General features: G+C 55.0%; 15 protein-coding genes. 9 read left to right on the top strand and 6 right to left on the bottom strand.

Annotated features, from left to right (window positions below; genetic code table 11):
- Nucleotides 1-25: 25 nt before the first annotated feature.
- Nucleotides 26-1,201: a tRNA guanosine(34) transglycosylase Tgt gene (tgt, locus tag QWY27_RS00775; protein WP_435433430.1), complete on the bottom strand. Its 1,176-nt coding sequence runs from the start codon at nucleotides 1,199-1,201 to the stop codon at nucleotides 26-28.
- A gap of 2 nt (nucleotides 1,202-1,203) precedes the next feature.
- Nucleotides 1,204-2,241: a tRNA preQ1(34) S-adenosylmethionine ribosyltransferase-isomerase QueA gene (queA, locus tag QWY27_RS00770; RefSeq protein ID WP_290193853.1), complete on the bottom strand. Its 1,038-nt coding sequence runs from the start codon at nucleotides 2,239-2,241 to the stop codon at nucleotides 1,204-1,206.
- 154 nt (nucleotides 2,242-2,395) lie between these two features.
- Between queA and dacB the strand changes: the two genes are divergently transcribed.
- Genes dacB through QWY27_RS00755 form a run of 3 tightly spaced genes read left to right on the top strand, consistent with a single transcriptional unit; the run spans nucleotide 2,396 to nucleotide 5,649 of the window.
- Entirely contained in the window at nucleotides 2,396-3,910 is a 1,515-nt protein-coding gene (gene dacB / locus QWY27_RS00765) for a D-alanyl-D-alanine carboxypeptidase/D-alanyl-D-alanine endopeptidase (RefSeq protein ID WP_435433428.1), read from the top strand.
- A 15-nt stretch (nucleotides 3,911-3,925) separates the two neighbouring features.
- Nucleotides 3,926-4,639 carry a hypothetical protein gene (locus QWY27_RS00760; RefSeq protein ID WP_290193852.1) on the top strand — a complete coding sequence of 238 codons (714 nt, stop codon included), beginning with the start codon at nucleotides 3,926-3,928 and terminating at the stop codon, nucleotides 4,637-4,639.
- 56 nt (nucleotides 4,640-4,695) lie between these two features.
- The gene (locus tag QWY27_RS00755) at nucleotides 4,696-5,649 is read left to right on the top strand and encodes a FecCD family ABC transporter permease (RefSeq protein WP_435433429.1); all 954 of its coding nucleotides are present in this window, start codon (nucleotides 4,696-4,698) and stop codon (nucleotides 5,647-5,649) included.
- On the opposite strand, the gene QWY27_RS00750 is transcribed toward QWY27_RS00755, so the two are convergent.
- A complete protein-coding gene (locus tag QWY27_RS00750) occupies nucleotides 5,646-7,190 on the bottom strand; it encodes a UbiD family decarboxylase (RefSeq protein WP_290193851.1) in 1,545 nt (514 codons plus the stop codon). The genes QWY27_RS00755 and QWY27_RS00750 overlap by 4 nt on opposite strands.
- A gap of 14 nt (nucleotides 7,191-7,204) precedes the next feature.
- On the bottom strand, nucleotides 7,205-8,362 hold the full coding sequence (locus QWY27_RS00745) for a pyridoxal phosphate-dependent aminotransferase (RefSeq protein WP_290193850.1): 1,158 nt from the start codon (nucleotides 8,360-8,362) through the stop codon (nucleotides 7,205-7,207).
- Nucleotides 8,363-8,394: 32 nt separating this feature from the next.
- On the opposite strand from QWY27_RS00745, the gene QWY27_RS00740 reads away from it, so the two are divergent.
- The 3 genes from QWY27_RS00740 to QWY27_RS00730 all read left to right on the top strand — a co-directional run bounded on the left by QWY27_RS00740 (nucleotide 8,395) and on the right by QWY27_RS00730 (nucleotide 12,320).
- Complete coding sequence (locus tag QWY27_RS00740) at nucleotides 8,395-9,348, top strand: FAD-binding protein (RefSeq protein WP_290193849.1); 954 nt, start codon at nucleotides 8,395-8,397, stop codon at nucleotides 9,346-9,348.
- 18 nt (nucleotides 9,349-9,366) lie between these two features.
- The gene (locus QWY27_RS00735) at nucleotides 9,367-11,682 is read left to right on the top strand and encodes an NADP-dependent malic enzyme (protein ID WP_290193848.1); all 2,316 of its coding nucleotides are present in this window, start codon (nucleotides 9,367-9,369) and stop codon (nucleotides 11,680-11,682) included.
- A gap of 170 nt (nucleotides 11,683-11,852) precedes the next feature.
- Nucleotides 11,853-12,320, top strand: a complete 468-nt coding sequence (locus tag QWY27_RS00730) for a barstar family protein (protein WP_290193847.1) — start codon at nucleotides 11,853-11,855, stop codon at nucleotides 12,318-12,320.
- Between the two features lie 19 nt (nucleotides 12,321-12,339).
- Here the strand turns inward: QWY27_RS00730 and QWY27_RS00725 are convergent, their stop codons facing one another.
- Complete coding sequence (locus QWY27_RS00725; protein WP_290193846.1) at nucleotides 12,340-13,080, bottom strand: 16S rRNA (uracil(1498)-N(3))-methyltransferase; 741 nt, start codon at nucleotides 13,078-13,080, stop codon at nucleotides 12,340-12,342.
- Nucleotides 13,081-13,182: 102 nt separating this feature from the next.
- Here QWY27_RS00725 and tkt point away from each other — a divergent pair, with 102 nt between their 5' ends.
- The 3 genes from tkt to QWY27_RS00710 are packed head-to-tail and all read left to right on the top strand — an operon-like array spanning nucleotide 13,183 to nucleotide 17,503.
- The gene (tkt, locus tag QWY27_RS00720) at nucleotides 13,183-15,228 is read left to right on the top strand and encodes a transketolase (protein ID WP_290193845.1); all 2,046 of its coding nucleotides are present in this window, start codon (nucleotides 13,183-13,185) and stop codon (nucleotides 15,226-15,228) included.
- 27 nt (nucleotides 15,229-15,255) lie between these two features.
- Nucleotides 15,256-16,269, top strand: coding sequence for a type I glyceraldehyde-3-phosphate dehydrogenase (gene gap, locus QWY27_RS00715; RefSeq protein WP_290193844.1), 1,014 nt, complete (start codon nucleotides 15,256-15,258; stop codon nucleotides 16,267-16,269).
- Nucleotides 16,270-16,291: 22 nt separating this feature from the next.
- Nucleotides 16,292-17,503: a phosphoglycerate kinase gene (locus QWY27_RS00710; RefSeq protein WP_290193843.1), complete on the top strand. Its 1,212-nt coding sequence runs from the start codon at nucleotides 16,292-16,294 to the stop codon at nucleotides 17,501-17,503.
- On the opposite strand, the gene QWY27_RS00705 is transcribed toward QWY27_RS00710, so the two are convergent.
- Nucleotides 17,490-17,819 (bottom strand): DHCW motif cupin fold protein, encoded by a 330-nt coding sequence (locus QWY27_RS00705; protein WP_290193842.1) that lies wholly within the window; start codon nucleotides 17,817-17,819, stop codon nucleotides 17,490-17,492. The two genes, QWY27_RS00710 and QWY27_RS00705, sit on opposite strands and share 14 nt — an antisense overlap.
- Between the last annotated feature and the right edge of the window lie 17 nt (nucleotides 17,820-17,836).

Raw genomic sequence — 17,836 nt, 5'->3', positions numbered from 1 at the left:
TCCTTTATAAAAAGTAAGGTGGTGGCTATTGTACCGACTTGGAGGCGCGATCCAACGCAAACTGCTTTCTCCATGCCTGAAATGTACCGTTCGCGATGGCTTCGCGCATCTCTGACATGATGGTCAGGTAAAAATGCAGGTTATGTAGCGTGTTGAGTCGCGCACCTGTGATTTCATTCGCCCTCTGTAAATGATGCAGGTAGGACAGAGAGAAATTCTGGCATGTATGGCAACTGCAGCTCGGGTCGAGTGGTCGCGTGTCATCGCGGTATTTAGCGTTTCGGATCTTGACGTCGCCGAAACGGGTGAATAACCAGCCGTTTCGGGCGTTGCGGGTGGGCATGACGCAGTCGAACATGTCGATGCCTTGAGCCACGCCTTCCACCAAATCCTCTGGCGTGCCGACGCCCATCAAGTAGCGTGGTGAGTGTTCGGGCAGGCGCGGGGCAACATGATTGAGAATGCGCAGCATGTCCGCTTTGGGTTCGCCCACAGACAGTCCGCCAATGGCATAGCCATGAAAACCGATATCCTTGAGGCCTTCGAGGGACTCATCGCGCAGCGTTTCGAACATCCCGCCTTGCACAATCCCGAACAGGGCATTGGGATTGCCTAACGCATCGAAGGACTCGCGCGAGCGTCGGGCCCAGCGAAGCGACATGCGCATTGAGCGGGCGGCTTCTTCTGTGGTCGCAGGGCGATCGTTGATCATGTAGGGCGTGCACTCATCGAACACCATGGCGATATCTGAATTCAGCGCCGTTTGTATCCGCATTGACTCTTCAGGTGTCAGAAAAAGTCTCGCGCCATCGATTGGAGACGCAAACTTCACGCCTTCTTCGGAGATTTTGCGCATACCTTGCAGACTAAAGACTTGGAAGCCGCCAGAGTCGGTGAGCAAGGGCTTGTTCCATTGCATAAAACCATGCAAGCCGCCATGTTTGGCGATGACTTCGGTGCCGGGACGCAGCCACAGGTGGAAGGTATTGCCCAGCACAATCTGGGCGCCGACCTCCAGGAGCTCGTGTGGCAACATGGCCTTGACGGTCCCATATGTCCCGACCGGCATGAAAATCGGCGTTTGCACCACACCGTGGTTGAGGGTCATCCGACCAAGACGGGCTTGGCCATCTTTGGCGAGCAACTCGAAGTTCAGTCCGGATTTTGCCTCGGGCGTGATCGGTGCGTCAGTTGGTGTCAATTTCAAGTCGTCCGTTCTAAAAACATGGCGTCACCATAGCTGAAAAAGCGATAGCGCTCGTTGATGGCGTGCTGATAGGCGCGCTTCATCGTATCCAGACCAATAAAAGCGGCCACCAGCATCAAGAGCGTGGATTGGGGGAGGTGAAAGTTGGTGATCATCGCGTCAACGACTTTGTATTCAAAGCCTGGTTGAATAAACAGTCGTGTATCGCCTGACTGGGGGCTGCGCATCGCTGGATCGATCAGGGCTGCCGATTCAAGTGCCCGCACGCTCGTTGTGCCGACCGCGATGACACGTGCCCCTTTTTCGCGTGCGTGGGCGATGGCCTGGATGGTCGTGTCGGGAACGGTGTACCACTCGGCGTGCATGACATGTTTGGCGAGGTCGCCGTCCCTAACGGGCTGGAAAGTGCCCGCGCCGACATGCAGGGTGACAAATGTCCGCTGAATACCAAGCTGATCGAGTTGTTCAAACATGGCCTCGTCAAAATGCAGCCCGGCCGTGGGCGCTGCAACGGCGCCAGGTTCCCGGGCATAGACCGTTTGATAGCGCTGCAGGTCTTGTGCATCGGGTTGATGGGTAATGTATGGAGGCAGCGGGACGGAGCCGTATTGTTCGAGGATTTCCAGTACGGGTGCGTTGAATTGCAGAATAAACAAGTCTTCCGCACGGCCAAGCACGGTCACATCCACGGCATCAGCCAGTCTGAGTGCGCTGCCTGCGCCGGGGGATTTGCTCGAGCGCACATGCGCGAGTGCTTGATCCGTTGCAATGATGCGCTCAATCAACACCTCGACCTTGCCGCCTGTGGCTTTATGTCCCAACAGTCTTGCTTGCATGACTCGGGTGTCATTGAAAACCAACAAATCGTTTGGTTTGAGCAATGTTGTCAGTTGAGCAAACTGTCTGTCATGCAAGCCGCCGCTTGCGTCGACATGCAAGAGACGGCTAGCCGTCCGCTCGGCAGCCGGGGTCTGCGCGATCAGCTCAGAGGGAAGTTCGTAGTCAAAATCGGACAAGGAAAGGGAGGAGGACACGCTTGCAACCTATAACCAAACTTAGAAAAGGGTGCCAAACGGACCCGCAACATGCCATGCGAAAAAATTTGCAAGTGGCACAACCGCTTATTTTAAGCTTGTATGCGTGCTTTTTTTGTATGCTGTCGACTTAAACCCATAAATAGGTGAGCGAATGAAAGGTGATGAACTGAGAACGTGGCGCAACGTTGCTGAGAAGTGCTTTGTTTCGGTTGGTCTGCTGTTGGGATGTGCGCTGCTGGCGACAAGTGGTTCGGTTCAGGCTCAGACCAGAGCGCAAGCGCAGTCACCTGTTTCTGCGGCCTCTTCGGCCTCTATTCCTATGCCTGCTGAGCTTGCGCGCGCCTGGGCTCAGACAAAGTTGCCTGATTCTTCTCTGTCCCTGGTTGTCCAGGAGGTAGGTGGTTCCCGTCTCATGTCGGTCGCACCCGACACTTTGCGTAACCCGGCCTCGGTGATGAAACTTGTCACAACCTATGCCGCATTGTCCCGTTTGGGCCCGAATTACGTCTGGCACACTAATTTCATGATGGATGCCGAGTCTCGCGTCAATGAAAAAGGTGTGCTCAGTGGGCCGCTCTATTTGCGTGCCGGCGGTGATCCGGTGTTGATGTTGCCTGATGTCTGGCGTCTGATGCGTGATTTGCGCTTGCGCGGCATTAAAGAAATCTCCGATATTGTGATTGATCGCTCGATTTTTGGGGACGTCACCATTGACCCTGCGACCTTTGATGGTTCAGCTGATCGTCCCTACAACGCAAGTCCTGATGCGTTTATGGTCGGCTTTGGCGCCATGCGTCTGGTTTTTTCACCAGATCCCGCGACGAAGACCTGGAAGCATTTTGTTGATCCGCCGATCCCGGGTGTAGAGCTTGAGGCGAATGTGGCGTGGCTGGATGGACAGTGTCCGGGCTCGCCTTCCGTCACGACTGATACAACGATCTCCGGTGACAAGGTACGCATTCGTGTCACGGGTCGAGGCGCGGGTTCCTGTGGAGAGTTTGACGTGTTTCGTCTGGCTTTGTCCCAGCAGGAGTTCGGCGCCCGCGTGTTGCGCGAAATCTGGCGTGAGGTGGGAGGCACGATGACTGGCCAGGTACGCTCCGGTTCGATTCCGAGCGGTGCGGTGGCGGTGGCTTCCCATCAGTCTCCGCCATTGTCTGAAGTGATTCGTTTGATCAACAAGCGAAGCAACAACGTGATGACGCGCGTGTTGTTATTGACGCTTGGTGCCGAGGCGGGGCGTAAGCCGGCAACTGTCGTAGGAAGCGTAAGAGTGGCTCAAGAGGTGTTGGCCCAGCAAGGCTTGCCGATGACAGGAATGGTGCTTGATAATGGTTCAGGGCTCTCCAGAAATGGTGTGGTTTCGGCGGATAGTCTGACCCAAATGCTGAACCGGGCCTGGGTCTCGCCTGTCATGCCTGAGTTTGTGTCTTCGCTGGCTATTCTGGGCGTTGACGGTACAACGCGTTATCGTTTGCGTGACCCCGCGACCAAATCACTCGCACATTTGAAAACCGGTGCGTTGCGCGATGTCCGCTCCGTGGCTGGCTACGTCTGGTCGACAAGTGGCAAGCGTTATGTGGTGGTCAGTATGGTGAATCACGAGCGTGCCCATGAAGCACGTACCTTTGAAAACGCATTGATTGCCTGGCTCACCGCTAAGTAGTCGGGAGAACGCATCATGAAAATGAAATACCTCTGGCCGATCCTGGCCTTGCTTGGTTTTACCCATGCTGCATCTGCCGAGGTTTGTCAGGCAAAGTTTTTTCACAACGGTGGTGAGATTGAAATCGTTGGCTCGGGCTTAGTACAAGTTTCCGCCAAGCTCAATTTCAGTCAAGTCCAAAAATCCTCTGCCCGACAATGTCAGGCAATGGTAAAGGGCTATGCCAACTATGCCTTGCTGGGGATGCTGTCCGGCGAAACGGATATTGATCACTTGATGCGGATCGAGGGCGTCAAAACCAGTCTGACCAAACCAGGCGAAGTCAGAAAACCCGGTGATCCAGACGTTGACATGCAAATGCTGAGTCTGTTTGGTTATGGTGCGCCTGTGACTGCGGCAGGACAGCGGTTTGCTCCACAATCTTTTCGTCTCGCAATTGGCGATCCGCGCAGAGGGCCCACTACCCCTTTAACGGTACGAATGGGTGAAAAAACAGTGGGCGCACAACAACGTATTGATACCGCGGTGGGTCAGCAAAATTGCTGGCCGGTTCGATACTCACGGGGCACGGATCCGACCTTGATTCAGGTGCGGGGCGCGATGATTCCCTTGCCGACTATACAGTCGCAGGTGACGGACTGGTTTTGTCCAAGTCTGAATCTCGTCATGAAGCAAGAGATCATGCAATCAGGTCAACGCTCAGTCATAGAAGTCAAGTCGATACGCTGATGAGTAGTCAGGCAAGATCGGACGGACGATCAACTGCGCTGTGGGTGTCGGGCGGCATGATCGCGCTGTGCTCCCTGGCGCTCTTATCTTTGCGGGCCGGTGCCATCGATTTAAGCTGGCACGATTTTTTTGCTCTGATGCTCGGCCGACACTTGGACGATCCATTGTTGCAAACGGTGTTGTTTGATTTGCGTTTGCCGCGTGTTTTGTTGGCTGTGATCGTGGGAGGCGCACTGGCCTTGAGCGGTGCGGTGATGCAGGCGTTGTTTCGAAACCCTTTGGCCGAACCGACTTTGGTTGGTATTTCAGCAGGCGCATCTCTGGGTACAGTGATTGCATTGTTGCTAGGTATGGGGAGTGTGCTCGCAACCGGAGTGGCTGGTTTTTCTGGCGCGATCTTTGCAACAGCTATCGCGTATGTGGTGGGCCGCCGCGTTCCCGGAGTCGCTGGATTATTGTTGGCGGGTATCGCGATTAATGCGTTTGCGCTGAGTCTTGTGAGCTTGCTCGTAACGTTTGCCTCTGACACGCAGTTTCGAAGTTTTGCGTTTTGGTCGCTTGGCAGTTTGACGCGCGCCAGTTGGTCGAGCCTCGTGTGGCTCTTGCCCTGGACTGTCCTTCTATCATTGTGGCTAGTATCGCGCTGGCGTGTGCTCAATGCGTTACTGTTGGGGGAGAGAGAGGCGCTGCATCTTGGATTCGCGCTTCAGCGTGTTCGGCGCGAGTTGATTGTCGTGATCTGTTTGCTAGTCGGGCCGCTGGTCGCCGTGACGGGAGGTATTGCTTTTATTGGTCTTGTCATGCCGCATATGTTGCGACTCTGGCTTGGAGCAGGTCATCGCTTGCTTTTGCCGATGTCCTGGATGGGGGGCGCGATAGCGTTGCTGCTGGCTGATGGGCTGGCCCGCACGCTTGTGATGCCTGCCGAGTTACCGGTCGGCGTCATCACAAGTCTGGTGGGTGGTCCTTTTTTCCTGTGGCTGCTGTTGCGCAGCGCGCAAAGATCTTAGAGCCCGAGCGAGCCCCAGATTGCATCGACGCGCGCCTTTGTCGCGGCGTCCATTTGAATGGGTTCACCCCATTCGCGCTGTGTTTCACCAGGCCATTTGTTGGTTGCATCCATACCCATTTTTCCACCCAGGCCCGAGACGGGCGAGGCAAAGTCAAGATAGTCGATGGGGGTGTTTTCGACCAAAAGAGTATCGCGTACAGGGTCCATGCGCGTCGTCATGGCCCAGACGACTTCTTTCCAGTCCCGTGGATTGATGTCCTGATCGACGACCACGATGAATTTGGTGTACATGAACTGCCTGAGCAAGCTCCACAGACCAAACATGACACGTTTGGCGTGACCCGGATATTGTTTGCGAATCGATACGACTGCCAATCGATAGCTGCAGCCTTCCGGGGGTAAATAAAAGTCAACGATCTCGGGTAACTGTCGACGCAGAATGGGCACAAAGACTTCATTGAGTGCAACGCCGAGCACCGCGGGTTCGTCGGGGGGTTTGCCTGTATAAGTGGAATGATAAATAGGGTTGCGTCGCATGGTGATGCGATCGACAGTAAAAACTGGGAACCAGTCTTGTTCGTTGTAGTAACCGGTGTGGTCTCCGTAGGGACCTTCTAGAGCGAGTTCGTAATCGGAGGCGGGGGGTGGGTTCACGCCTTCGGGCACAACAGGACGGATGGCGCGCGGATCGCTGCTTGGCAGCAAATGTCCTTCGAGAATGATTTCTGCTGTGGCGGGTACTGACAGACTGCTGCCAATCGCTGACGTCACCTCTGTGCGTCCGCCTCGCAGAAGTCCTGCAAACTGGTACTCAGATAGTGAGTCGGGAACAGGGGTGACCGCACCGAGCGTTGTTGCGGGGTCCGCGCCGAGCGCGACAGCAATCGGAAACGGCGTGCCTGGGTGAGCGAGTGCGTGATCCCTAAAGTCAAGAGCGCCCCCGCGATGGGAGAGCCAGCGCATGATCAGCTTGTTTCTTCCGATGACTTGCTGACGATAAATGCCGAGATTTTGACGTCGCGCGTTGGGTCCCCGTGTGATCACGAGTCCCCAAGTGAGCAGTGGCGCGACGTCGCCTGGCCAGCAGGTTTGAATGGGGAGTTTGTCGAGATCCACATCGTTCCCTTCCCAAACAATATCCTGGCATTGGGCGCCTCTCACATTTTTGGGGCTCATATCCCATAGCGCGGCTTTGAGCATCGAGACTTTCGCCAGAGCGTCTTTAAAGCCTTTAGGTGCCTCCGGCTCGCGCAGACTGGCCAGCAACTCTCCAATGTCGCGAAGCGCCGCGGTGTCGGTCGCGCCCATGCCTTGCGCCACGCGTGTGGGTGTCCCAAACAAATTGGTCAGCACCGGCATGTCACTTTTTTTACCGTGATGCAGGGCATGTTCAAAAATGAGGGCAGGTCCTTCGGTTTTCAGAACGCGGTCTGAAATTTCAGTCATCTCGAGGCTGCTGGATATCGGAGTGTCAATGCGCTTGAGATCGTTGTTTTTCTCAAGTTGCGCAATAAAGTCTCTCAGGTCTTTGTATTTCAAGATGAACGTCCTTGTTAACCGAGGAAGGTCTTGATGCGCTGCATGGCTTCTTGCAGGCGCTCAAGGCTGGTTGTGTAAGCAAAGCGCATGGTGTGCGCGGCATGGGCGGGACCGAAATCAAGTCCAGGAACAGCGGCGACGCGCGCGCCGTGCAGCAATGCTTGCGAAAAGTCGCTGCTGTTCGGTGAGTGCGCGGAGATATCTGCATAAACATAAAAAGCGCCATCGGGCTTGACCGGAACGGAAATATTGAGCTTTTCCAGCGCGGGCACAATGAAGTCCCGTCGCGCACGAAACGCTTCGCGACGCTGTTCATATATCGAAAGTGTTTCCGGCTCAAAGCAGGCTAGTGCGCCGTACTGTGCGAGTGTCGGCGCACAGATCACCAGACTTGCTGCCATCTTTTCGATCGGGGCAACGAGGTGTGGTGGCACGATCATCCAGCCCAGGCGCCAACCTGTCATGTTGAAATATTTGGAGAAGCTGTTGAGGATGATCACATCATCGTCAAGGCTTAGCGCAGTTTGCCGCTGCCCATCGTAAGACAGGCTCAGATAGATCTCATCCATCATGACAAAGCCTTTGCGCGCGCGCACCTCTTTGAAAATACGGGCGAGCTCGTCTCGCTCAATGGAGGTACCGGTTGGATTGCTTGGTGATGCGATGAGTACGCCGCGAGTGTGTGGCCCCCAGTGCTGAGCAATGTCTTTCGCGGAGAGTTGAAAACGCGAGGCGGCTGAAGTGGGTATCAGTCTCGTTATGCCACCGGCCGAACCCACAAAATTGCGGTTGGGCGGGTAGCAGGGGTCAGGCATGAGGACTTCATCGCCTGGATTGATCAGCGCCATGGCGGCGAGCATTAAAGCCCCGCTGGCGCCTGAGGTAACGATGACACGGCTCGGGTCAACAGAAGCACCAAGCTGGGTGGCGTAGAATCCAGCGATTGCCTCACGCAGCTCTGGTAATCCGGCAGGCGGGCAATAGCCGCTTTTACCAGCGTGCGCAGCCTGTTCCATCGCTGCCACAACGGCCGGCGGTGCTGTAAAGTCTGGCTCTCCGACACCAAGGCTGATAATGTCGATACCGGCACGGGTAAGCGCCGAGGCTTCTTTTAGAAGCTCGACCGCGTGAAAGGTGACTGTATCGTTCGTTCGTGCTGCAAGTGCCGTCATTTTGCCATTCTCCCTCTAGGAGCGGAATTGTAGTGGTTACTCAACCTTCCAGAAGGGCTTTTCTCACTGGGCGCAGAACACCTGCGACGCCTTGGGGTCAGTTGTGCGCCCGCTTGTCTCGCGTGTGCGAAGGGCGTGTGCGTTGGGATCAGGCGTCGCAGCTTTCTCAGGCCTGGCTGGAGCCTGCGCGCGCAATCGATGTGATGCATGCCCAAGCATTGTGCAGCGAGCTGGGCGTGCAATTGATATTGTTGAATAGTGACGCCTGTCCGGACCCTGTGCGTCCAATTTTATGGGTGGACTCACGCGCGGACTGGGCCCATTCCGAGCTAGAGGATCCCGGTGCGCGTTTGTGGCGAGTGGATGCGGGCGTGACGCTTGCTACGCTCCATCAAAAGCGGGTGGGTATTTTTGCAGAGGACGATGCGCTGAAGGACTCGGATCTGACCGTTGCACAGTGGTTTGCACGCCCCTTTGCGGGTAACTTGATGCAAACAGGTATTGTCCAGGCAGAGGTCTTGCTGGCCGACGGAACGCTCGAGCTACTCGGTCCCTTTGGCGCGCAGGCCAGCAGCCCTTTGCGAAGTCTCTCCCTTCAAAAAAAAATCCCAAAGCTCTTCGAGCTTGCGCAGTCCAACGAGGCGGCGCTTTGTGTGCAGGGCGCAAGCTGGCCGCTGCGCTATCGTCTGGATGCGTTGATGCCTCAGTCGGGAGACTCGCTGAATTTGGCTTGGTTGTTTCTGGGGCATGGTGGTAGTCTTGCATGGTTGCAGACGATTTGGCTGCAGATGCCGAGTACAGAGCAGTTGAGTCCGGAGTCGTTGTCATCCTTGCAAAGATCGGCTGCGCAGCCCTTGACAGGCGATATACAACACATGGCTATGACTCTTGATCAGGCAATCAAACAGACCCTAGATCCAACTGGGGTATTTGGTCAAGTTCCTGCCGCAAAAGGGCTAGAATCCCCTTCAATTCATTTGACCTGACAAAGGGCCATCAAAAACATGGAAAAAACTTTTCGCCAAGCCGCTCTTGATTATCACGAGCAGGGTCGCCCCGGCAAAATTTCGATCGCGCCAACGAAGATGTTATCCAATCAGCGCGATCTTGCCTTGGCGTACTCGCCCGGTGTGGCGGCAGCGTGCGAGGAGATTGTTTCCGATCCCGCCAATGCGTTTCGCTACACCGCGCGCGGCAATTTGGTGGGTGTGATTACCAATGGCACAGCGGTGCTTGGTTTGGGCAACATCGGTGCCCTGGCCTCTAAGCCCGTGATGGAAGGTAAAGCGGTATTGTTTAAAAAGTTCGCGGGCATCGATGTGTTCGATATTGAAATCAACGAACAGGATCCTGACAAGCTTGTTGAAATCATCGCGGGCTTAGAGCCGACTTTTGGCGGCATTAACCTAGAAGACATCAAGGCTCCCGAGTGTTTTACGGTTGAACGCAAGCTGCGTGAGCGCATGCGTATCCCGGTTTTTCATGACGACCAGCACGGGACTGCCATTTGCGTGTCGGCAGCCTTCATCAATGGTTTGAAAGTTGTTGATAAAAAGATTGATCAGGTCAAGGTTGTCGTGTCCGGGGCCGGAGCTGCGGCACTGGCTTGTCTTGATTTGATGGTGGATCTCGGCCTGCCGCTGAAAAATATTTGGGTATCGGACATCGAGGGAGTGGTCTACGAAGGCCGCACCGTTTTGATGGATCCTGATAAAGCAAGGTTTGCTCAAAAAACCGATGCGCGCAAGTTGGCCGATATCATTGCAGACGCAGATGTATTCCTAGGTTTGTCTGCGGGCGGCGTATTAAAGCCTGAAATGGTCAAAGTGATGGCCAAGCGACCTCTGATTCTGGCTTTGGCGAATCCCAATCCAGAGATTTTGCCAGCTGAAGCCCATGCTGTACGCGATGACGTCGTGATGGCAACGGGTCGTTCTGACTATCCCAATCAGGTCAATAACGTCTTGTGTTTTCCCTATATTTTCCGCGGTGCATTGGATGTGGGTGCCACCACAATCACGCGTGAAATGGAAAAGGCCGCTGTCATCGCGATCGGTGATTTGGCCCAGGAGGAGCAAAGCGAGGTGGTGGCGGCTGCCTATGGCAACTATGACGTCTCCTTTGGTCCCAAGTCATTTATACCCAAGCCTTTTGATCCCCGTTTGATCGTGCGCATCGCGCCTGCCGTTGCCAAAGCGGCGATGGAGTGCGGGGTGGCGACACGGCCTATCGCTGACCTCGACGCCTACGTCGAGCAACTTGAGCAATTTGTCTATCGTTCGGGTGCGTTTATGCGCCCAATGTTCTCTGCGGCCAAGGCGCTCGTGCGTGCGGGCGCCAAGTCGCGCATCGTTTTTACAGAAGGCGAAGACGAGCGTGTGTTGCGCGCGGTCCAAGTGATTGTGGATGAAAAGCTCGCCAAGCCTATTCTGGTGGGACGCCCTTCTGTGCTTGCCGATCGCATTACAAAATTCGGTTTGCGTTTGCGCCTGGGTGAAGATGTCGAGGTTACGAATCCAGAGTTTGATGAGCGTTTTCATCAGTACTGGACAGCTTATTGGGAAAAAATGTGCCGTCACGGTATTACCAAGGAAATGGCGCGGATTGAAATGCGTCGCAGGCTGACATTGATCGGTGCGACGATGGTCAGGATGGGTGATGCCGATGGCATGATTTGCGGCACAGTGAGCGGCTATGCCGATCATTTGCGCTATGTTGATCAAATGATCGGCAAGCGTCCCGGTGCCTCAACCTATGCCGCAATGAATATCTTGCTGTTGCCCGAGCAGACACTTGCTCTGGTTGATACGCATGTCAATGATGACCCGACTGCTGAGCAGATTGCCGAGTTCACGATTGCGGCGGCCGATCAAATGCGTCGTTTGAATGTGATTCCTAAAGTCGCACTCTTGTCGCGTTCGAATTTTGGTTCGGGCAGTTCCGCTTCTGGTAGCAAAATGCAAAAAGCACTGGAGCTGATTCGTGCGCAACAGCCTGATTTAGAGATTGATGGTGAAATGCACGGAGACTGCGCGTTGAACGAGGCGCTGCGTTTGAAGATCCTGCCCTCGTCCACATTGAAAGGTGCTGCGAACTTGTTGGTATGTCCAAACGTGGACTCTGGCAATATCGCGTACAACCTTCTCAAGACTGCCGCGGGCGGTAACGTCGCAGTCGGACCGTTCCTGTTGGGTGCGAATGCGCCTGTGCATATTCTCACCACAAGTGCGACGGTCCGCAGAATCGTCAACATGACAGCGCTTACTGTTGTAGAGGCAAATGACGCTCGCTATGATGATCTTCAAAAGAAACTTCTTTAATTAAATCTTGCACTGCATCACGATCGCCGTAAATAACAGTTTTATTGTCGTGACTGTTCGCGATATTTACAGTATAAAAACTCAAGGAAGAGTCTATAGAGTGACTTGTTCACTATGCAAGCTATGATGAAGTGATCCAATAGAGTGGCCTGCTTGAAGGAGCCATTAGTATGGGTAAGACGCTTGAGCCAAAATTACGGCAGCTTTTAAAGCGCGGCGGAACCTTCGATCCCCTGAGTGATCGAGACGTTGTTGCGGCAGCTGCCAAAGAAGCGGGGCTAGCATGGTTTGAGGCGGATTGCGACAAAGCGCGCAGTCGCTCAGCGGTATTTCGCGCCATTGTAAAAGCCGTCGATTATCCGCAGTTTTTTGGCGCGGATTTTGACGGGCTCTACGACTGCCTATGCGATACCTTGCTTGATCAAAAAGAGGGTGGTTTTGTCTTGGTCATGAACAACCTGCATTCAGCTGATCCCGCCATTGTGACGGATGGCGAGCAGTTTTTGCAGGTGCTCAACGATGCGGTCGAGTTCGCGCACGAAAACAATCGGGTGTTCATTTATGGCATTCACCATGCAGGCAAGCATCCCGAAGCGACACCTGGCGTCGTTAACGCCTGGAGCGATGAGCCGGCCTGAATGATGAGCCAGCCTGTATTTACCACCGCAAGATGGCTGTTGCGGCGGCTGCTAGCGCAAGTCCAGCCGTTTCGGTGCGTAACACGCGAGTACCAAATCGAATAGCTTGCGCCTGGTTGCGCAGGCAACTCTGGACTTCTTCCGGGCTCCAGCCTCCTTCGGGACCGACCAAAAGAGTCAGGGCGCGCTCGGTTTTTGCGGGGCATAAAGGATTGGAGAGGCGCGTTTCCAGATCTTCGGTCGCTGAAGGGTCGCACAGTAAACGCTCTCCAATCGCCCGGGTATTCAGCGCCTCTTCCAAAGACTGTGGGGGAGAGATTTGCATCAGGCGGTTGCGGCCGCACTGCTCAGAGGCCGACTCAATAATGCCACTCCAGTGGGCCAGGCGCTTTTCGAGCCGTGGACCAGAAAGCTTCAGGATACTGCGCTGCGCACTGATCGGAACGATGCGGCTGACTCCAAGCTCGACCGCTTTTTCGATGATCCAGTCCATCTTGTCGCCTGAGGGCAGCCCTTGAACCAGGCATAACTCGCCAGCGAGCTCACACTCTTTAGGGTGTAAGTCCCCTAGGGAGACATAGGCGGTTTTTCCTTTGAAATCAAGGGTTCCCGGCACTTCACCCCCGCGCCCGTCAAACAAAACGATCGTGCTACCCGCCTCCAGTCTGCGGACCCGAATGTGGTGGGCGACCGAATCGGGCAGGGCAAGTGTTTCTTGGGCGGAAATCGGTTCTGGACAGTAAAAGCGGGGGTCAGCCATGCGGGGTGCTCGGTGATGTCTTCGTGGTTATACGGGTGCTAAACTCCTACGTTTTGTAACCCATTTTTCTGATCCCGTGATTGTCCGGTCGGGACCCATCGCATGAGCTCAACTATCGCCGCCCCCATCAAACTGGCAGATGCCATCCGCGCCCTTGCCATGGACGCTGTCCAACAAGCCAATTCCGGCCACCCCGGAGCCCCGATGGGGATGGCCGAAATGGCCGAAGCCTTGTTTACGCGACATCTGCAGCACAATCCAGCCGATCCCGCCTGGGCAAACCGGGACCGCTTCGTTTTGTCCAATGGTCACGGCTCAATGCTGATTTATGCTTTGCTGCACTTGACTGGCTACGATCTGCCGATGGACGAGCTTCGCAAGTTCCGTCAATTGCACTCAAAGACGCCTGGCCACCCGGAGGTGGGCATCACTCCCGGAGTCGAGACTACGACAGGTCCGCTCGGTCAGGGATTGGCCAATGCAGTGGGGATGGCGTTGACTGAAGCCTTGCTGTCTGAGGAGTTCAATCGCCCGGGTCATACAATCGTCGATCACCATACTTACGCTTTCGTCGGTGATGGCTGTCTGATGGAAGGTATCTCCCACGAGGTCTGCTCGCTCGCTGGTACCTTGCGCCTCTCAAAGCTCGTCGTGCTGTATGACGACAACGGTATTTCAATCGACGGCAATGTCGAGAACTGGTTTGCGGACGATACCGCCAAGCGTTTCGAGGCCTATGGCTGGAATGTTTTGCGTGTCGCGAACGGTCATGATGTCGAAGCCGTGCATGATGCGCTGGGACAGGCGCGCAAGCTTGGTGCGCAACACGGTCGGCCGACGCTGGTGATTTGCCGGACAGTGATTGGTCAGGGTGCCCCAACGGTTGCGGGTACGGACAAGGTGCATGGCGCCCCGCTTGGTGCGGACGAAATTGCCGCGACACGTGCCGCGATAGGTTGGTCTCACGCGCCTTTTGAAATTCCCGAGGCTGTCTACGCGGGTTGGGATCAACGCAAGGTCGGTGCGCAAGCTCAAGCGGCCTGGCAAAAAACCTTTGATGCTTACGCAGCCAAGTTTCCGGTCGAGGCCGCTGAATTCACCCGTCGAATGACAGGCGCATTGCCCGCTCATTTTGCCTCTGTCGCTGAAAAGCTTCTCTCCGCTACAAATGACAAAGCCGAGACCGTGGCATCACGCAAGGCTTCCCAGCAAGCGATTACAGCTTTGGTTGAAATATTGCCCGAGATGCTGGGTGGCTCCGCGGATCTGACGGGGTCAAACTTTACTGACTGGAAGGGTGTGGCGCCTGTTCGTGCCGGTGCGCAAGGCATTCAGTTTGGACGCCACATCAACTATGGTGTGCGTGAGTTCGGTATGGCTGCAATCATGAACGGCATGGCACTGCATGGTGGCTATCTGCCCTTCGGTGGAACGTTCCTGACCTTTTCAGACTATTCGCGCAATGCGTTGCGCATGGCCGCGCTGATGAAACAGCGCGTCGTGCATGTCTTTACCCATGACTCCATTGGTCTGGGCGAAGATGGACCGACCCATCAGTCGATCGAGCACGCGAGCAGTTTGCGTCTCATTCCCAATTTATCAGTCTGGCGTCCTTGTGATACGGTCGAGACAATGGCGGCCTGGTTAGCGGCGGTTCAGCGCCCAAGCAGTATTGGCATGGATGTGCATGCTGGGGGTCCTACCGCATTGTTGCTGTCCAGACAAAACCTTCCTTTTATCCCGCGCAGCCCTGAGACCCTCAAGCACGTCGCGCGCGGTGGATATGTGCTGCAAGACGCGGCGAATGCAAAAGCAGCGATCATCGCAACGGGTTCCGAGGTGGCGCTTGCAATCGAAGCGCAAAAACTGCTCGCTGCCGAAGGCATTGCAGTACGTGTGGTTTCGATGCCCAGCACGGATGTGTTTGATAAACAAGATGCCGCCTGGCGCGCGCAGGTTTTGCCCAAGGGTATGCCACGCGTAGCTGTGGAGGCTGGCGTGACGGCTTTCTGGCACAAGTATGTCGGACTCGAAGGTGCGGTGGTAGGTATCGATACATATGGCGAGTCGGCACCTGCCGGCGCGTTGTTCAAACATTTCGGTCTGACGGCAGAAAAGGTTGCTCAGGCAGTCAAGCAAGTCTTATAAATTTCTCAAACTTAGGAGTTGAGTCTCATGACAATTCGCGTCGCTATTAACGGTTATGGTCGTATTGGTCGCAACATCTTGCGTGCACACTACGAAGGTGGCAAAAAGCACGACATCGAAATCGTGGCTATCAATGATTTGGGCGATCCCAAGACGAATGCCCACCTGACTCAATACGACACGGCGCATGGTCGCTTTCCCGGCACAGTCGGTGTCGAAGGCGATTACATGGTTGTCAACGGTGACAAGATTCGCGTGCTGGCTAATCGTAATCCCGCCGAATTACCCTGGGGCGATTTGAAAGTCGATGTGGTGCTCGAGTGCACAGGCTTTTTTACCAGCAAGGAAAAAGCATCGGCTCACCTGAAGGGCGGTGCAAAGAAAGTTATTATTTCCGCGCCTGGCGGCAAAGACGTTGATGCAACCATTGTGTTTGGCGTCAACCAGGATGTGCTCAAAAAAGAGCACACGGTGATCTCTAACGCCTCTTGCACCACCAACTGTCTGGCCCCTCTTGTCAAGCCTCTGCATGAAAAGCTGGGTGTGGTCACAGGTTTGATGACAACGATCCATGCTTACACCAACGATCAGGTCTTGACCGATGTCTATCATGAAGATCTGCGTCGCGCACGTTCGGCCACGATGAGCATGATCCCCACCAAGACTGGCGCTGCCGCTGCCGTTGGTCTGGTATTGCCTGAGCTCAATGGCAAACTCGATGGTTTTGCGATGCGCGTACCCACCATCAATGTATCGATCGTTGATTTGACCTTTACCGCCAAGCGTGACACCACCGTCGAAGAAGTCAATGCCATCCTGAAAGGTGCGGCCGAGTCCGGTCCGCTCAAGGGCATTCTTACTTACAACACGGAGCAGCTAGTTTCGGTTGACTTCAACCATAACCCAGCTTCGAGCAACTTCGATGCAACCTTGACCAAGGTCTCGGGCAATCTGGTGAAAGTCAACTCCTGGTACGACAACGAGTGGGGTTTCAGCAACCGCATGCTCGACACGACTATCGCCTTGATGTCCGCAAAATAATTGTTTGCCCTAAAAGCTGATCATGACAACCGTTCACACCCTTACTGCTCTGGCTCAGGCTGGCAAACTGAAAGGTCAGCGCGTGTTTATTCGCGCTGATCTGAACGTTCCTTTTGATGATGCGGGCCACATCACCGAAGACACCCGGATTCGCGCTTCTGTGCCAGGTATTCGCCTGGCTTTGGAGGCGGGTGCCGCTGTGATGGTGACTTCGCATCTCGGTCGTCCGACCGAGGGGACGCTGACGCAAGAAGACTCGTTGGCGCCGATTGCTAAACGACTCTCCGAGTTGTTGGGGATGCCTGTAGAGCTGGTGCAAAACTGGGTGGACGGTGTCAAGGTCGTTCCCGGACAAGTTGTATTGCTCGAAAATTGTCGCGTGAACAAAGGCGAAAAGAAAAACGATCCAGAGCTCTCCAAGAAAATGGCTGCGCTGTGCGATGTGTATGTCAACGACGCATTCGGTACGGCGCATCGCGCAGAAGCCACTACACATGGCATGGCTCAGTTCGCGCCGATTGCTTGTGCGGGCCCTCTGCTGCAGGCCGAACTCGAAGCACTTGGACGTGCCTTGTTGGCCCCCAAGCGCCCGTTGGTCGCGATTGTTGGCGGTTCAAAAGTCTCGACCAAGCTTTCCATCCTCCAGTCGTTGGCCGACAAAGTCGACCAACTGATTGTGGGCGGCGGGATCGCCAATACCTTTATGCTGGCTGCTGGCTTGCCGATTGGCAAGTCTTTGGCAGAGCCAGACCAGGTTGACCAGGCGCGTGCCGTGATGCAAAAAATGCAGGCGCGTGGCGCAGCGGTTCCTATTCCGTCTGATGTCGTCTGTGCGAAAGAGTTCTCCGCGCAAGCGACAGCCACAACCAAGGCTGCTAAAGATGTCTCTGCGGATGATTTAATTCTCGATATCGGTCCGCAAACTTCAGCGCAATTGGCTGACATCTTGAAAAATGCCGGCACGATTGTTTGGAACGGACCTGTGGGTGTGTTCGAAATTGAGCAATTTGGTCATGGAACGGCCTCTGTTTCTCATGCGATTGCACAATCGGCCGGCTTTTCAATCGCGGGAGGTGGTGACACTCTGGCAGCAATTGCCAAGTTCGGGATCACCGACAAGGTTGGTTATATCTCGACGGGTGGCGGCGCTTTTCTAGAGTTCCTCGAAGGCAAAACCTTGCCTGCCGTGGATATTTTGCAAAAGCGCGCAGCGCACCCAGTCAATCCACAATAAACAGTGTCGCACCAGTCTCTGTTGAGGACTGGTGGGGCTCTGCCCCGTCGGCAACCTGGTAGCTCATGCCGGGTTGCAAATCAAAGACGCGACCATCTTTGAGCGCTGTGCGCAACGATCCGCTCAAACACAACAAGATGTGGCCTTTTTCACACCAGTGATCGGCAAGATAGCCTGGTGTGTATTCGACCATCCTCACGCGGATGCTGCCAAACTGCTGGGTGCGCCAAAATGCCTTGCCCGTTGTGCCGTGATGTTCAGTCGAAGGAATGCTGGACCAGTCAGTCGTGCCAAAAGGAATATGATTGATTTGCATGGTATTTGCTGCGGTTG

The organism is Zwartia vadi (genome assembly GCF_030410375.1).
GTDB lineage: Bacteria > Pseudomonadota > Gammaproteobacteria > Burkholderiales > Burkholderiaceae_B > Zwartia > Zwartia vadi.
The sequence above is the reverse complement of the archived record's forward strand: the minus strand, read 5'-3'. Positions and strand labels throughout refer to the sequence as shown.

Bases quoted from the DNA above. Each gene is read 5' to 3' on its own strand.
- tkt (WP_290193845.1), top strand. From the start codon at position 13,183: ATGAGCTCAACTATCGCCGCCCCCATCAAACTGGCAGATGCCATCCGC.
- QWY27_RS00745 (WP_290193850.1), bottom strand. From the start codon at position 8,362: ATGACGGCACTTGCAGCACGAACGAACGATACAGTCACCTTTCACGCG.
- QWY27_RS00710 (WP_290193843.1), top strand. From the start codon at position 16,292: ATGACAACCGTTCACACCCTTACTGCTCTGGCTCAGGCTGGCAAACTG.
- gap (WP_290193844.1), top strand. From the start codon at position 15,256: ATGACAATTCGCGTCGCTATTAACGGTTATGGTCGTATTGGTCGCAAC.
- QWY27_RS00760 (WP_290193852.1), top strand. From the start codon at position 3,926: ATGAAAATGAAATACCTCTGGCCGATCCTGGCCTTGCTTGGTTTTACC.
- QWY27_RS00705 (WP_290193842.1), bottom strand. From the start codon at position 17,819: ATGCAAATCAATCATATTCCTTTTGGCACGACTGACTGGTCCAGCATT.
- QWY27_RS00725 (WP_290193846.1), bottom strand. From the start codon at position 13,080: ATGGCTGACCCCCGCTTTTACTGTCCAGAACCGATTTCCGCCCAAGAA.
- QWY27_RS00730 (WP_290193847.1), top strand. From the start codon at position 11,853: ATGGGTAAGACGCTTGAGCCAAAATTACGGCAGCTTTTAAAGCGCGGC.
- QWY27_RS00735 (WP_290193848.1), top strand. From the start codon at position 9,367: ATGGAAAAAACTTTTCGCCAAGCCGCTCTTGATTATCACGAGCAGGGT.
- dacB (WP_435433428.1), top strand. From the start codon at position 2,396: ATGAAAGGTGATGAACTGAGAACGTGGCGCAACGTTGCTGAGAAGTGC.
- QWY27_RS00755 (WP_435433429.1), top strand. From the start codon at position 4,696: ATGATCGCGCTGTGCTCCCTGGCGCTCTTATCTTTGCGGGCCGGTGCC.